This window comes from uncultured Parvibaculum sp., assembly GCF_963975745.1.
Lineage (GTDB): Bacteria > Pseudomonadota > Alphaproteobacteria > Parvibaculales > Parvibaculaceae > Parvibaculum.
Genome location: NZ_CAXBIB010000008.1, coordinates 69,915 through 85,490 on the forward strand (window position 1 = coordinate 69,915; position 15,576 = coordinate 85,490).

Consider the following 15,576-nt stretch of genomic DNA (forward strand, 5'->3'; position numbering starts at 1 on the left):
GGTTAATCGCTTCACTTCATACAATTTTAATGCCAAGTACCGTTTGATGGCATCGATTAATGAAGTGGGGACCCTATGACGGGTGAAACGGGGCTGGGCAAAGAGGCGGGGGGCGCAGACGCGCGTCCGCTTCTGGTCGCCGACAATCCGGGGCTTTCTGTCGAGAAGATCGGCAAGAGCTTCAAGGGGCGGCCGGTCGTGCGCAGCGTCAGCTTCCATGTCCAGCGCGGCGAGGCCGTCGGCCTTCTGGGCCCCAACGGCGCCGGCAAGACGACCGTCTTCTACATGATCACCGGTCTTATTCAGCCGGATTATGGCACGATCCTGCTCGACGGGCAGGACGTGACCAATCTGCCGATGTATCGCCGCGCGCGGCGCGGGGTCGGCTATCTGCCGCAGGAAGCCTCGATCTTTCGCGGCATGACCGTCGAGCAGAACATCCGCGCGGTGCTTGAGGTGGTCGAACCCGACCGCGACCGGCGCGAGGCCGAACTCGACGACCTGCTGGCCGAATTCTCGATCACGCATCTCCGTCGCACGCCGTCCATTGCGCTTTCGGGCGGCGAGCGGCGGCGCGTCGAGATCGCCCGGGCGCTGGCCACGCAGCCCTCCTTCATGCTGCTCGACGAGCCCTTTGCCGGCATTGATCCGATCGCCATCGGCGATATTCGCGATCTCGTCGCGCATCTCAAGGATCGCGGCATCGGCGTGCTGATCACCGACCACAATGTTCGCGAGACGCTGGAACTCATCGACCATGCCGTCATCATTCATGACGGCGCGGTGCTCATGGAGGGCGAACCTTCCGCCATCGTGGGCAACGAGGATGTGCGCCGGCTCTATCTCGGCGAGCGGTTCAGTCTGTAGGCGGGGAGGCGGCACGGATCATGGCGCTGGCACCGCGACTCGAGATGCGCCAGGGACAATCCCTGGTCATGACGCCGCAGCTCCAGCAGGCGATCAAGCTGCTGCAGCTCTCCAATCTCGAACTCGCCGAATATGTCGACCAGGAACTCGAGCGCAATCCGCTGCTGGAAAACGGCGTTGCCGAAGCCGACCGCGCGAGCGAGCGCGAGACGCCGGCCGAAACTCACGAACAGGTGACGACCGCCGAGACCTCGTTGACGCTCGCCGATGACGGGCCGCTTCCCGACCGCGGCGGCGATCTCGATACCGATTACGACAATGTCTATGCCGACGAGGCGCGTGCCGACGCGCAGAACAATGCGGCCGCGGCAGAGACGCCGGGCGCGCAGGGTTCCGACTGGCAGAACATGCGCACCAGCGGCGGCGGCGGCGGCGGGGATGGCGATTACGATTTCGCGGCGACGCTGACCCGCGAGGCGACGCTGGCCGAACATCTGACCGACCAGATGAACATGGCGCTGAAGACGCCGGGCGACCGCATGATCGCGGCCTTCCTGATCGACCAGGTCAACGAGGCCGGCTACATGACCGCGGACATTGCCGAGGCGGCCGAACGGCTCGGCGTCGATGTCGAGGATATCGAGGCGGTGCTCGGCGTGCTGCAGACCTTCGAGCCGACCGGCATCTGCGCCCGCAATCTCAAGGAATGCCTGGCGCTGCAGCTGGCCGAACACAACCGGCTCGACCCGGCCATGCAGGCCTTTCTCGACAATCTCGAACTTTTCGCGCGGCGCGATTTCGACATGCTGATGAAGCTGACCGGCGCCGACCGCGACGACATCGCCTCGATGATCGAGGATATCCGCAGCTGCAACCCGAAACCGGGCCTCGCGTTTGGCGGCGAGCCGGTGGTGCCGGTCATTCCCGACGTCTTCGTGCGCGCGCGCTCCGATGGCGGCTGGGCAGTCGAACTCAACACCGAAACGCTGCCGCGCGTGCTGATCAACCAGCAATATTACGCCGAGGTCAGCCAGTTCTCGAACGACCCCAAGGCAAAGGCCTATCTGTCGGAATGCCTCAACAATGCCAACTGGCTGGTCAAGAGCCTCGACCAGCGGGCGCGCACCATCCTCAAGGTCGCCTCCGAGATCGTGCGCCAGCAGGACGGTTTTCTGGTGCATGGCGTGCAGCATCTCAAGCCCTTGAACCTCAAGACCATCGCCGAGGCGATCTCGATGCATGAATCGACGGTCAGCCGTGTCACCGCCAACAAGTACATCGCCACGCCGCGCGGCATTTTCGAGCTGAAGTATTTCTTCACCTCCTCGATCGCATCGTCGGAAGGCGGCGCGGCGCATTCGGCCGAGGCCGTGCGTCACCGCATCAAGGAGCTGATCGATCGCGAACGCGCCGATGCGGTGCTGTCCGACGACAATATCGTCGACATCCTGAAGGGCCAGGGCGTCGATATCGCCCGGCGCACGGTCGCCAAGTACCGGGAAGCGCTCAACATTCCTTCCTCGGTGCAGCGCCGGCGCGAAAAAAAGGCCTATGCCTGAGTCGGGAAAAAGCCCTTCGGGAACGCCGCAAACAGCCTGTATATTGTTGAAAGAGAAGGGGTTTCCGTCCCGTTCCGGCATCCGGTTGACACCCACGATGCAGGCCACTAGTTTCCCCTCGCTCAAAAGACCCCCGGAGCATTTCCGGGGCGAGGCGGTGGACACGGGGCACAGGGTTTCCGGAACGCGCCGGGTCCGGGCAACCCCATCAGGCAGCAGCCGTCGTTTGTAGCGTAGCGACCCGGAAAGGTCTTTCATGCAGGTTCAGGTCAGCGGCCATCATCTCGATGTCGGAGATGCGCTCCGCGCCCATGCGACCGAGCGCCTTCAGGCGGCGGTGGCAAAATATTTCGACCGCCCGGTGGACGGTCAGGTCACCTTCAGCAAGCAGGGCCACGAATTCCGCGCCGATGCCTCGGCGCATCTGGCGTCGGGCATGCGCGTCAACGCCCAGGGCGCGGCCAACGAGGTCTATGCTTCCTTCGACGCGGCGCTGGAGCGCCTCGAAAAGCGGCTGCGCCGCTACAAGCGCCGGCTGAAGAACCACAATCACAACAACAAGGCGACGCTCCCGGCCGAGAGCTTCCCCTCCTTCGTCATCGAGGCGGGCGACGAGCACGAGGAAGTGCCGGAAGACGCGCAGCCCGTCATCATCGCCGAGGGCACGACCGCCGTTCCCGTCTTCTCGGTCGGCGATGCGGTGATGCAGATGGATCTCGGCGACGTGCCGGTGGTCATTTTCCGCACCAGGGCCGATGGCGGCCTCAACCTGGTCTATCGCCGCGGCGACGGCAATATCGGCTGGATCGACACCGGCCGCGATACGGCAAAGGCTTGACGAACTGAAAGCGAACCCGACCATAGCCGGGGCTTCCCGGATGACGACCGCGCCTCATGCACGCCGCATGACGCCGCGCGCCGTTGCCGCCGCCCCGCAAAACAGGATCCGGATCATGGAGCTTGAAGATCTGGTGCAGCCGGAGGGGGTCATCGCCCACCTCAAGGTCACCAGCAAAAAGCAGGCACTGCAGGAACTCGCCGAACGCGCGGCGAAACTGACAGGCCTTTCGGAGCGCGCCATTTTCGAAACCTTGCTGGAACGCGAGCGTCTCGGCTCGACCGGCGTCGGACAGGGCATCGCCATTCCGCATGGCAAGCTCGGCGAGCTCGACCGGTTGCACGGGCTCTTCGCGCGGCTCGACACACCGATCGATTTCGAATCGGTCGACGATCAGCCGGTCGATCTGATGTTCCTGCTGCTGGCGCCGGAATCGGCGGGCGCCGACCATCTCAAGGCGCTGGCGCGGATTTCGCGCCTGCTGCGCAATCCGGCCGTGGTCGAAAAGCTGCGTGCCTCCGACGATGCCGCCGCGCTTTTCGCCATCCTGACCGAACCGGCCGCCACCAGCGCCGCCTGATTCCATCCGCATGAAAATCAAAAGCCCCGCTCTCGCGAGCGGGGCTTTTTGTCGGGTAGAAAGAGCGGGACATCACCTGCGGTGGCTGTTCCCTCAATGCACGCTGAGCGGTTCCAGGTCGTACTGGCGCGCGCCGGCAAAGGCTGCGTCGCGATCGTCGAGCACGGCCATGCGCACGCCATTGGCCGCATGCACCGCGTAAAGTCGCGTGTCGGCCGGCAGATTCAACTCGTCGCCGATCTCGCTTTCGATCTCGCCGGCCAGCACCTCGCGCACATAGACGATGTTGGGCACGCCGACATTGGCGAACATCTCGGGTGTCAGGGCGCGGAGATCCTCCGTGCCCCAGCCGGTGTTCGGGTCGCCGTCGGTGGCAAACTCATTGTCGGTTTCATTGCGCATTTTCTTCACTCCTTTCCACCTCCTTCAACGAAGCGAGGGGGTTACTCCGTCGCAGCGGCGCGATGCGCCTCCGGCGCCTGCCGGCGGCCCGCCGCCGGCCTTTCCTCGGCGATCTCGACCTTGATGACGCTTTTCCGCGGCTCGGGTCGTTCGAGATCGATCTTCAGCAATCCGTTTTCAAGCCGGGCGCCCATTACCTGCATGCCGTCGGCCAGCACGAAAGCGCGCTGGAACTGGCGCGCTGCGATGCCGCGATGCAGATAGGTACGATCGTCCTCTTCGCGCTGCCGGCCGCGAATGACCAGTTCGCTGTTCTCGACCGTGACGCTCAGTTCGTCGCGCGAAAATCCGGCAACCGCCAGCGTGATCCGCAACGCCTCGCCCGCCGTCGCGCTCAACTGCTCGACATTGTAGGGCGGATAGCCGTCCGAGCCCTTGGCGGCCCGCTCCAGCAATCGCTCCATCTGCTCGAAGCCCAGCAGGAACGGGCTGTTGAACTGAATCATGCGTATCGTCTCCAAAGCCCTGTCTGCAAAGCGACTTTGTCGTCCGGCCCTTGTGGCGCCGTTGGTTATTATGTGGGGATTCGCCTTTTGCGTTGCAAGCAGGCGGCAAAACCTGCCGGATTCCGCCGATTTTCCGGTACAGCCGCAGCGGCGACGGCCCGGCGTCATCAAATCGCCGCACCTGCGCGCGACAAGGGACGGTCGCAGGCGGGGGCGCCGGAAAACGCCACAAAACGAAAGTCACGCAGGCCATGCTCGAACTCTCTCCCCTTCCCTATGCCGAGGACGCGCTCGCGCCCCATATGTCCGCCGAGACGCTGGCCTTTCACTATGGCAAGCATCACAGGGGCTATGTCGACACGGTCAACCGGCTGGTCGACGGAACCGCGCTCGCCGATCTCTCTCTCGTGCCGCTCATCCGCCAGCTAGCGGGCGACCGCGCGCAAAGAACCCTTTTCAACAATGCAGCGCAGGTCTGGAATCACGACTTCTACTGGCGCTCGATGTCGCCCATGGGTGGCGGCCGGCCCAATGGCGCATTGGCGGCGCAGATCGAGAGCGATTTCGGCGATTACGCGAAATTCCGGCAGACCTTCCTGGACGCATCGCTTGGCCAGTTCGGCTCGGGCTATTGCTGGCTCGTTGCCGGCGCGGGCGGCCGGCTCGGCGTCTATGCGACACCCAATGCCGAAACGCCGGTCGCCGACAATGAGGAAGTGCCGCTGCTGACCGTCGACCTCTGGGAGCATGCCTATTATCTCGACCACCGCAACGCGCGCGGCGCCCATATCGACACCTTCTTCGATCATCTGGTCGACTGGGATTTCGCGGCGGCCAATCTGGCCTCGATCGCTTCGCTCGATCCCGGCAGCGATGTCCCGGCGGGAAAATTTCTGGTCAAATAGCCGCTTGGTCGGCGCCGCCGCATTTGACAGACTGTGCGCCGGCTGAAGGCGGCGAACGGGGGATGGTGCGTGGAGACGGAGACGATCGAGGCGGAGCGCGTCTCCTATAATCCCAAAGCCATTGTCGCGGGGCTCGCCATTGCCGGTCTGATGCTGGCGCTGCCGGCGCCCGACGGGCTGTCGCCCGAGGGCTGGCGGCTGGCGGCGCTGGTCGCGCTGATGGCGATCTGGTGGGTCACCGAGGCGATCCCCGTCTATGCCACCGGTCTGATGCCGCTGGTCGGCTTTCCGCTGCTCGACATTGCCGGCATCGGCGCGGCGGCCGCGCCTTATGCCAATCCGATCATCTTCCTGTTTCTCGGCGGCTTCCTGATCGCGGCCGCGATGCAGGCGACGGGGCTGCATCAGCGCATCGCGCTGCATGTGCTGGCGCGTACCGGCACCGGCGCCCGCCAGCTTGTCGGCGGCTTCATGCTGACGGCCGCCTTCCTCTCGATGTGGGTCTCGAACACCGCCACCGCGGTGATGATGGTGCCGATTGCGATGTCGGTGATCGCGATCACGGTGGCCGATGACGGCCGCCATGCGCCGCGCGGCGGGCTCGATGTGGCGCTGCTGCTGGCGGTCGCCTATGGCGCCAGCATCGGCGGCATCGCGACCCTGATCGGCACGCCGCCCAATGCCTTCCTTGCCGGCTACATGGCGCAGGAGCACGGGCTCGAGATCGGCTTTGCGCAATGGATGGTCTTCGCGCTGCCGCTGTCGCTGGTGATGCTCGCCTGCTGCTGGCTCACGCTGACGCGGCTGGCCTTCCCGCTCGACCCGAAGCCGATCGAAGGCGTCGCCGCGACGCTCGGCCGGGCGCTGGACGATCTCGGTCCGATCCGGCGCCCTGAAAAGACCGTCGCCGCCGTCTTCTTCTGCGCGGCCGCCGCCTGGATCGCGCAGCCGCTGATCGCGACACTCGTTCCGAATCTGTCGGACACCGTCATCGCGATCCTCGCGGCGCTGGTGCTTTTCATCATCCCGGCCGGCGGCGGCAAGCCCGCCCTCAACTGGGAGCATGCGAGCCGCGTGCCCTACGGGCTGTTGCTGCTGTTCGGCGGCGGTCTCAGTCTTGCCGCCGCTTTCGGTTCCACCGGCCTGGCGCTCTGGCTTGCCGGCGGGCTCGGCGCGGCGGCGGGCCTGCCGGCGATCCTCGTCATCCTGCTGATCGTCGCGACCATCGTCTTCCTGACCGAACTGACCAGCAATATCGCGACGACGGCCGCCATGGTGCCGCTGCTCGCCGGCGTCGCGGTCGGCGCCGGCATCCACCCGCTGCTGCTCTGCGCGCCGGCCGCGCTGGCCGCCAGTTGCGCCTTCATGCTGCCGGTTGCCACGCCGCCCAATGCGGTCGTCTTCGGCGCCGGCCATGTCACGATCCCGCAAATGGCCAAGGCCGGCATCTGGCTCAACATCTTCGCCATCGTCACGGTGACGCTGATGGCCTATGCGTTGCTGGGCCTGGCCTTCCCGCTACTGGGCTGAGCGTTACTTCCACCCCGCCCGGTCGAAGATGCGCACCGCTTCGGGCTGGTTGCGGCCCAGCGCGGCGGCGTTCAGCGTGTCTTCCCGGAACGGGCCGAAGGCGTTGAGCGGCGTGTCGATCTCGATGCCCGGCACGGCGGCATATTCGTGGTTCTGTTCGCTGAAGGCGCGCTGCGCCCAGTCGCCGGTCAGGAACTCGATGAAGCGCACCGCATTGGCGCGGTTGGGCGCATTGATCAGCACGCCGGCGCCGCCGATATTGACATGGGTGCCGCGGCCTTGCTGATCGGGGAAGACCAGACCGATCGCTTCGGCCACCGCGCGGTCTTCGGGATTGTCCGAGCCGAGCAGCCGGCCGACATAATAGGTATTGACCAGCGAGATGCGGCATTCGCCGGCCGCCACTGCGCGGATATTGGCGGTGTCGTTTCCCTGGGGCGGGCGCGCGAAATTGGCGACGACGCCCTTGGCCCAATTCTCGGCTTCCTCCGTACCCTGATGTTCGATCAGGGCGGCCAGCAGCGACAGGTTGTAGATATTCGAGGAGGAGCGCATGCAGACCGCGCCGCGATTGGCGGGGTCGGCGAGATCGGCGTAGGTGTCGAGCTTTTCGGGGTGGCTCTGCGCCTTGTTGTAGATGATGATGCGGGCGCGCTTGGAGAGGCCGAACCACAATCCGTCCGGATGGCGCAGATGTTCGGGGATGCGCGTCTCGAGAATTCCGGATTCGACCGTCTGGAACAGTCCCTTCTCCTCGGCACGCCAGAGACGGCCGGCATCGACCGTGATCAGCAGGTCGGCCGGGCTGTGCGTGCCCTCGCGTTCGATGCGCGCGATCAGCTCGTCGCTGTCGCCTTCGATCAGATTGATCCTGATGCCGGTCTCTTCGGTGAAGCGGTCATAAAGCGCCAGGTCGGTGTCGTAGTGCCGCGCCGAATAGATGTTGAGTTCGCCTGCTTCGGGCGCGCCAGGGGTGTCGGCGCGGGCCCCGACCATGGCCGACAGGACAAGACCGAGACAAAGGAGACCGGCAAGGAGACGAGACATGTGCACTCCAGAGTGACCAGGGGGCGGTCCGGAGTTCGGACCCTGTTGATAACGACTATCATTCGCGGACCTATCACGTCATGTGACAGATTTTTGACAGTTTGATGACAGTCAGGACCTGGCGGCGAAGATGAAGCTGCCTTGCGGCTCGAATCGGACGGCCGCGCTGGCGCCGATCTTCAGTCCGCCCAGTTCGGGCACGCGGGCCCGCAGCGGCTCCAGGGATGGCGCGGCGGCGGCCGAAAGCAGCACCAGCCAGTCCCGGCCCAGAAAGCGCAAGTCACTGATCCTGAAAGTGTTTTCGGCGCCTTCTGCCGGTTCCAGCCGGACCGCTTCGGGGCGCACGATGACCTCCGCGGCGGCGCCGTCGCGGAAATCGGGCGCCGGCACCGCGCCATAGGCGGTCACCGCCTCGCCGCCCAGCACGGTGGCCGGAAAGCGCTGCGCCTCGCCGAAAAGCGAGGCCACAAGGGCACTTGCGGGATGGGCATAGAGTTCGGCCGGGGTCGCGCATTGGGCAATGCGGCCGCTCTCCATCACCGCGATCCGGTCGGCGATTTCCATCGCCTCCATCGGGTCGTGGGTGACGACAAGTGTAATAACGCCAGCATCTTTCAGCGCACGGCGCGCTTCCTCGCGCAGGCTGCGGCGGCGCGTGACATCGACGCTGGCAAAGGGTTCGTCGAGCAGCATCGCGGCCGGTTCCGGCGCCAGCGCGCGGGCCAGCGCGACGCGCTGCTGCTGGCCGCCCGACAGGGTATGCGGGTAGCGCGGTTCGAAGCCGGAAAGGCCAACGGCGGCAAGCCTTTGCGCAATGATGCGGGCCTGTTCCTCCTTCGGGCGGCGGTTGATGCCGAAGGCGATATTCTCGGCCACCGTCAGATGCGGAAAAAGCGCATTGTCCTGGAAAACCATACCGAAGGGCCGTTTCTCGGGCGGCAGCGCACGATGCGGCATCGCCAGCACGGCGCCATCCAGTTCGATCGTTCCTTCCTGCAGCAGCTCAAGCCCCGCGGCCAGCCGCAACAGCGTCGTCTTGCCGCTGCCCGAAGGCCCCAGAAGGCAGAGAATCTCGCCCGCGCGCGCCTCCAGCGAGACGCCGGACAGCACCTGAAGCGCACCATATCTGTGTCCGACATTGCGGAACGCCAGCGTCATGCCTGCCTTACCATGCCCTTTGCCGCGAAACTCTTGCAAATGCGTAGCAAAATTACTTTGCCGCAGAGAGCGGTATTTGTCACAAAGGCCGCATGGCAGTCACGGAAAAAGATCGGATTTCCGCCGGGATGAGACGTCGTGTCGCTTCGGGCTGGACGCTGGGGGCACTTGCGATTGCACTGGTGCTGCTGGCGCCGTCGCTGACGGTGCTGGCCAGCCTCGCCTTGCCGGCCAGCGAAAACTGGGCGCATCTGCGCGCCACGGTGCTGCCGGGCTATGTGACCAACACGCTGTGGCTGATGCTGCTGGTCGCGCTGATGGCCGGCACGATCGGCGTCGGCACGGCATGGCTCGTCGTTTCAACGCGTTTTCCGGGGCAGCGCCTGTTCAACTGGGCGCTGGTGCTGCCGCTGGCAACGCCGGCCTATATCATCGCCTATGTCTATACCGACCTGCTGGCCTTTGCCGGCCCGGTGCAGACGGGCCTGCGCGCGCTGACCGGCTGGAGCGGCGGCGACTACAGTTTTCCCAATATCCGGTCGCTGCCGGGTGCGGCGATCATGCTGAGCCTCGTCCTCTATCCCTATGTCTATCTGCTCGCCCGCACCGCCTTTCAGCGCCAGTCGGCGGCGCTGTTCGAAGCGGCGCGCATGCTCGGCGCGCGGCCTTGGCGCGCCTTCTTCCGCGTCGCGCTGCCCTGCGCGCGACCGGCGATCGCCGGCGGCCTGGCGCTGGCGCTGATGGAAACGATTTCCGATTTCGGCGTCGTCGACTATTTCGCCGTGCCGACACTGACCACCGGCATTTTCCGCACCTGGTTCAGTCTCGGCGACGGCCTGGCAGCGGCCCAGATCGCCGCCTGGCTGTTTCTCTTCGCACTGGCGCTTGTCATGATCGAGATGGTGAGCCGGCGCGGCCGTATCGCCAATCCGCTGGCGCGCGACATGGCGGCACGACCGGCATCACTCAGAGGCGGCCGGGCATGGGCGGCCAGCGCCGCTTGCGCGCTGCCGGTCATTCTCGGTTTCGTCCTGCCCGCCATCGTTCTTCTGCGCTATGCATTGAGCGCGGGCGATCCGCTGCTCGGACGCAGTTTTCTCGATTTTGCCTCGAACAGTCTCTTCGTCGCGGGCATCGCCGCTGCGATCGCAACCGCGCTGGCGCTGCTGCTGGCTTATGGCGAAAGGCTGCACCCGACGCCCTTCAACCGGATTTCGATCCGGCTGGCGACGCTTGGCTACGCGCTGCCGGGCGCGATGATCGCCATCGGCATCCTGACACTGACCACCGATATCGACCGGGCGCTCTCCGGTCTTGCCGAAACGCATCTCGGCTTTTCGCCGGGCCTGCTGATTACCGGCTCGGCGGCGGGACTGGTTTTTGCCTATGTCGCCCGTTTTCTGACCGCCGCCTTCAATGCCTGTCACAGCGGACTGGAGAAGATTCATCCCGCGCTCGATGCCGCCGGCCGCAGTCTCGGCGCGTCGCCCGGGCGCGTCCTCGGCGCCATTCACATTCCGTTGCTGCGCGGCGCACTCGCCAGCGCTGCCCTGCTGGTGTTCATCGACGTGATGAAGGAACTGCCCGCCACGCTGCTGCTGCGCCCCTTCAATTTCGAAACGCTGGCGACGCGAACCTATCGACTCGCCTCCGACGAGCGGCTGGCCGAGGCGTCGACAGCGGCCCTGACCATTGTCGCGCTCGGGCTCATTCCAACGATCCTGCTCAGCCTTTCGATCGCGCGATCGGGCATCCGGCCGCCCGCGCCGCCCGTCATGACTGAAACCGCACACGCAAATGTGACGCCTTCGGCCGCCTGAACGGTCCGAAAACCGCCGGTCTTGCTTGAAATCGCCGCCCCGTCGGCCAAACTTGACCTGCTGTCACAATTCAACCGGATGATGACGCGATCATTCGTTTCCTTCTCGCCCGCGAACCGGAGCTTCCATGCGTCTGTCGATGCCTGCCGCCATGCTTCTCTCCGCTGCGTTTGCAACCGCAGGTCTTTCGGCCGCGGCGGCGCAGGAAAGGTTGCAGAACGTGATCGTGGCGCCGGCCATCATCGACCGTTTTGTCGACCAGGTCGAAGCGCTCGGGACCACCTTCGCCAATGAAAGCGTCACCATCACCGCCAATGTCTCGGACAAGGTGGTCGAGATTCTTTTCGAGGACGGACAGCAGGTCGAGAAGGATCAGGTCCTGGTCCTTTTGCGGCGTGAAGAGCAACGCGCGGCGCTGGAGGCTGCGGAAGCCATTCTGAGCGAGCGGCAGACCGCCTACAACCGCGCGCGCGAGCTCGAAAGCCGCCAGTACACGACCACCGCGCAACTCGATGAACGGCGCGCGGCGTTGCGTGAGGCCGAAGCCAATCGCGACGGTGCCAGAGCGCGGCTCGACGACCGCGAGATCCGCGCGCCCTTCGACGGCGTGATAGGTCTGCGCAATATCAGCCCCGGTACGCTGGTAACGCCCGGCAGCGTGATTACGACGCTCGACGATCTCGATCCGATCAAGCTCGACTTCACGGTGCCCGCCGCCTATCTGGCCAATATACGGCCAGGACTCGAAATCCGCGCGACGACGACCGCGTTGCCGGAGAAGGAGTTTCGCGGCACGGTACGCAGCGTCGCCACGCAGGTCGACCGCGTGACGCGGTCTATCACCGCGCGCGCCTTCATTGCCAACGAGGACCATGCGCTGAAGCCGGGTCTGCTGATGACCGTCCGGCTGCTGAAGAATCCACGCGACTCGATCGTGATCCCGGAGGAGGCGCTGGTGCCATCGGGCATACGGAATTTTGTATTCGTCATCGACCGCGATACCGGCATCGCCGAACGGCGCGAAATCGAAACCGGCGGGCGACGACCCGGCGCCGTCGAGGTGGTGAGCGGGCTCGAACGCGGCGAACTCGTCGTCACGCATGGCACGATGCAGGTGCGCGACGGCATGACAGTCAATATCGTCAAGGAAGAAACACCGGAACAGACGCTCGGGCGGCTCGGCACGACGGTCGTCCAGTAGGATGTGAGGGACGGAAGCCATGAAACTCTCCGACGTTTCGGTTACTCGGCCCGTCTTTGCCGCCGTCATCAGCATGCTGCTTGTGGCGTTCGGTCTCGTCGCCTTCGACCGCCTGCCCTTGCGCGAATACCCCGACATCGATCCGCCGATCGTCTCGATCACCACCGATTATCGCGGTGCCGCCGCGGCCGTGGTCGAGACGCGCATCACCGAGGTCATCGAGGAGCGCATCGCGGGCATCGAAGGCATTTCCTTCGTGCAGTCCTCAAGCACGGACGGGCGTTCGCGCATCACCATCGAGTTCAATCCGGAACGCGATATCGATGCGGCGGCCAACGACATCCGCGATCGCGTGTCGGGCATACTCGACATGCTGCCGGTCGAGGCCGATCCGCCGGACATCCAGAAGGCCGATTCGAGCGATGACGTCATCATGTGGCTCAATGTCGTCAGCGACCGCATGTCGATGCTGGAACTGACCGACTATGTCGAACGCCACCTCGTCGACCGCTTCTCGACGCAGGACGGTGTCGCCCGCGTGCGCCTGAGCGGTGCGCGCAGCTATTCGATGCGAATCTGGCTCGACCGGACGGCGCTGGCGGCGCGCGGCCTGACCGCCGGCGATGTCGAACAGGCATTGATCTCGGAGAATGTCGAGTTGCCGGCCGGCAGCATCGAATCGGTGCAGCGTCAGTTCACCGCACGTGTCGAGCGCGGGTTTCGCAGCGAGGATGATTTCCGTCAGCTCGTTCTCGGCCAGGGTAGCGACGGGTATCTGGTGCGGCTCGGCGATGTCGCCCGGGTCGAGCGCGCGGCGGCCGAAGAACGGACCTTCTTTCGCGGCAACCGGATACCGATGGTCGGCATCGGCATCATCAAGCAATCCCAGGCCAATACGCTGACGGTGGCACGCGCGGCCAAGGCCGAGGCCGACCGCCTTGCACCGGGTCTGCCCGAGGGGATGGAGATCCGCCGCAGCTACGACACCAGCGTCTTCATCGAAGGCGCGGTCAGCGAAGTCTACAAGACGCTCTTCATCGCAATCGGCCTCGTCATCCTCACGATCTACGTTTTCCTGGGCAGCGCGCGGGCGACGCTGGTGCCGGCCGTCACCGTGCCGGTCTCGCTGATTGCACCCTTTCTGGTTCTGTTCGCGCTCGGCTTCTCGGTCAATCTGCTGACGCTGCTGGCGCTGGTGCTGGCCATCGGACTGGTCGTCGACGACACGATCGTGGTGCTCGAAAACATCTATCGCCGCATGGAGGAGGGCGAGACCCCGCTCGTTGCCGCCTATCGCGGCGCGCGGCAGGTGGGTTTCGCCGTCATTGCGACCACGGTGGTGCTGATTTCGGTCTTTGTGCCGCTGGCCTTTATTGAAGGGGCGATCGGGCGGCTGTTCTCGGAGTTCGCCATCACCATGGCAGCGGCTGTTGCCTTTTCCAGCCTGGTCGCACTCAGCCTGTCGCCAATGCTGTCGTCTAAAATTCTCCGCCCAACGTCCAATCACTCCCGCTTCAACATTGCGGTCGACGCAGCCTTCGAACGGCTGAAGACGCGCTATCGCGAGGCCCTGGCGCGCGCATTGGGTCGGCCGTCAATCACGGTGGCGGTCTTTGGGGGTCTCGTGATCACCGCGCTCGGTCTCTTCATCGTCATTCCATCCGAATATGCGCCGCGCGAGGATCGCGGCATCTTCTTCGTCCTCGTCAACGGACCGGAAGGCGCCTCGTTCAACTATATCGAGGAGTACATGGACGAGATCGAGGACCGGCTGATGCCGCTGGTCGAGAGCGGCGAGATCAACCGCCTGCTGGTCCGCGCCCCGCGCAGCTTCGGCAATCTGTCGAGTTTCAACACGGGCATTGCCGTCGTCGTGCTTGCCGACTGGAGCGAAAGGCGTTCGGCCTGGGACATCATGGCGGATGTGCGCGCCCGCCTTGCCGACCTGCCCGGCGTGACCGCCTCGCCGATGATGCGGCAGGGCTTCGGTCGCGGCGCCGTCAAGCCGGTCCAGTTCGTGATCGGCGGCGGCTCCTACGAGGAGCTTCGCGAATGGCGCGACACGCTGATCGCCGCAATCGAGGCCGATAATCCCGGCCTGATCAATATCGACCACGACTACCAGGAAACGAAGCCCCAGCTTCGCATCGAGATCGACCGCAACAATGCCGGCGATCTGGGCGTTACGGTCGGGAATATCGGCCGGACGCTCGAGACGATGTTCGGCTCGCGCCGGGTAACGACCTTCGCGGCTGGCGGTGAGGAATATGACGTCATTCTGGAGGGCGAGCGCTCCGCCCAGCGCACGCCGAGCGACATGAGCAACATCTTCGTTCGCTCGGAGCGGACGGGCGAGTTGATCCCGCTGGCCAACCTCGTCACGGTGACGGAGGCGGCCGGTCCGGCAAGCCTCAACCGCTACAACCGCATGCGCGCCATTACCATCGACGCCAATCTGGCCGACGGCTATACGCTCGGCGCGGCGCTGGCACATATGCGCGACCTTGCCCGCACGCATCTGCCGCCGAATGTCGCCATCGACTATCGCGGCCAGTCGCTCGACTTCATGCGCGCGGGCGGCGCGCTCGGCTTCATCTTCGTGCTCGGTCTGGTCGTCGTCTTTCTGGTCCTGGCCGCGCAGTTCGAAAGCTTCGTGCACCCGGTCGTCATCATCCTGACGGTGCCGCTGGCCATTACCGGCGGGTTGTTCGGCATCTGGATCTCCGGCGGCACGATCAATCTCTACACGCAGATCGGACTGATCATGCTGGTCGGCCTTGCCGCCAAGAACGGCATCCTGATCGTCGAATTCGCCAACCAGCTGCGCGACGAAGGGCGGGCCTTCGGCGAGGCGCTGATCGAGGCTTCTGCCATTCGCCTGCGCCCGATCCTGATGACGGCGATCACCACCATTGCGGGGTCGGTAGCCCTGATCCTCTCCTTCGGCGCCGGCGCCGAGACCCGGACCGCGATCGGCGTCGTCATCTTTTCCGGTGTCATCGCCACGACCATATTCACCCTGTTCGTGGTGCCGGTCGCCTATCAGGCACTGGCCCGCGGCACCGGATCGCCGAGCGACACGCGGCGCCGGCTCGACGCCGAGATCGAGCGGCTTGAGGGTGCCATGCAGCGACCGCGACCGATGGAAGGAGCGGAATAGAGA

Annotated in this window: 13 protein-coding genes; 9 read left to right on the forward strand and 4 right to left on the reverse strand. The window is 65.1% G+C overall.

The annotated features are described in order from the left end of the window. The first annotated feature begins 75 nt into the window (after positions 1–75). The 4 genes from lptB to ptsN all read left to right on the forward strand — a co-directional run bounded on the left by lptB (position 76) and on the right by ptsN (position 3,844). On the forward strand, positions 76–867 hold the full coding sequence (gene lptB, locus AAC071_RS08240) for an LPS export ABC transporter ATP-binding protein (RefSeq protein WP_339831575.1): 792 nt from the start codon (positions 76–78) through the stop codon (positions 865–867). Between the two features lie 20 nt (positions 868–887). After that, positions 888–2,426, forward strand: coding sequence for an RNA polymerase factor sigma-54 (gene rpoN / locus AAC071_RS08245; RefSeq protein ID WP_339831576.1), 1,539 nt, complete (start codon positions 888–890; stop codon positions 2,424–2,426). 256 nt (positions 2,427–2,682) lie between these two features. After that, entirely contained in the window at positions 2,683–3,264 is a 582-nt protein-coding gene (raiA, locus tag AAC071_RS08250; protein ID WP_339831578.1) for a ribosome-associated translation inhibitor RaiA, read from the forward strand. Positions 3,265–3,379: 115 nt separating this feature from the next. After that, entirely contained in the window at positions 3,380–3,844 is a 465-nt protein-coding gene (ptsN, locus tag AAC071_RS08255) for a PTS IIA-like nitrogen regulatory protein PtsN (protein WP_339831697.1), read from the forward strand. A 93-nt stretch (positions 3,845–3,937) separates the two neighbouring features. On the opposite strand, the gene AAC071_RS08260 is transcribed toward ptsN, so the two are convergent. Continuing rightward, positions 3,938–4,246: a DUF1150 domain-containing protein gene (locus AAC071_RS08260; protein ID WP_339831580.1), complete on the reverse strand. Its 309-nt coding sequence runs from the start codon at positions 4,244–4,246 to the stop codon at positions 3,938–3,940. A gap of 41 nt (positions 4,247–4,287) precedes the next feature. Next, positions 4,288–4,752, reverse strand: coding sequence for an Hsp20 family protein (locus AAC071_RS08265; RefSeq protein ID WP_339831582.1), 465 nt, complete (start codon positions 4,750–4,752; stop codon positions 4,288–4,290). Between the two features lie 251 nt (positions 4,753–5,003). Here AAC071_RS08265 and AAC071_RS08270 point away from each other — a divergent pair, with 251 nt between their 5' ends. Together AAC071_RS08270 and AAC071_RS08275 are read left to right on the forward strand one after the other, a co-directional pair. Continuing rightward, positions 5,004–5,657, forward strand: a complete 654-nt coding sequence (locus AAC071_RS08270; protein WP_339831584.1) for a superoxide dismutase — start codon at positions 5,004–5,006, stop codon at positions 5,655–5,657. Positions 5,658–5,726: 69 nt separating this feature from the next. After that, on the forward strand, positions 5,727–7,187 hold the full coding sequence (locus tag AAC071_RS08275) for a DASS family sodium-coupled anion symporter (protein ID WP_339831585.1): 1,461 nt from the start codon (positions 5,727–5,729) through the stop codon (positions 7,185–7,187). Between the two features lie 3 nt (positions 7,188–7,190). Here AAC071_RS08275 and AAC071_RS08280 read toward each other — a convergent pair whose 3' ends face one another. Together AAC071_RS08280 and AAC071_RS08285 are read right to left on the reverse strand one after the other, a co-directional pair. Next, positions 7,191–8,234: a Fe(3+) ABC transporter substrate-binding protein gene (locus tag AAC071_RS08280; protein ID WP_339831587.1), complete on the reverse strand. Its 1,044-nt coding sequence runs from the start codon at positions 8,232–8,234 to the stop codon at positions 7,191–7,193. A 111-nt stretch (positions 8,235–8,345) separates the two neighbouring features. Continuing rightward, complete coding sequence (locus tag AAC071_RS08285) at positions 8,346–9,392, reverse strand: ABC transporter ATP-binding protein (protein WP_339831588.1); 1,047 nt, start codon at positions 9,390–9,392, stop codon at positions 8,346–8,348. 128 nt (positions 9,393–9,520) lie between these two features. Here AAC071_RS08285 and AAC071_RS08290 point away from each other — a divergent pair, with 128 nt between their 5' ends. From AAC071_RS08290 to AAC071_RS08300, 3 genes are all read left to right on the forward strand, one after another. Beyond that, positions 9,521–11,212 (forward strand): iron ABC transporter permease, encoded by a 1,692-nt coding sequence (locus tag AAC071_RS08290; protein WP_339831589.1) that lies wholly within the window; start codon positions 9,521–9,523, stop codon positions 11,210–11,212. Positions 11,213–11,339: 127 nt separating this feature from the next. Beyond that, positions 11,340–12,413, forward strand: coding sequence for an efflux RND transporter periplasmic adaptor subunit (locus AAC071_RS08295; RefSeq protein WP_339831590.1), 1,074 nt, complete (start codon positions 11,340–11,342; stop codon positions 12,411–12,413). Positions 12,414–12,432: 19 nt separating this feature from the next. Further along, positions 12,433–15,573, forward strand: a complete 3,141-nt coding sequence (locus AAC071_RS08300) for an efflux RND transporter permease subunit (RefSeq protein WP_339831591.1) — start codon at positions 12,433–12,435, stop codon at positions 15,571–15,573. Positions 15,574–15,576 lie beyond the last annotated feature (3 nt).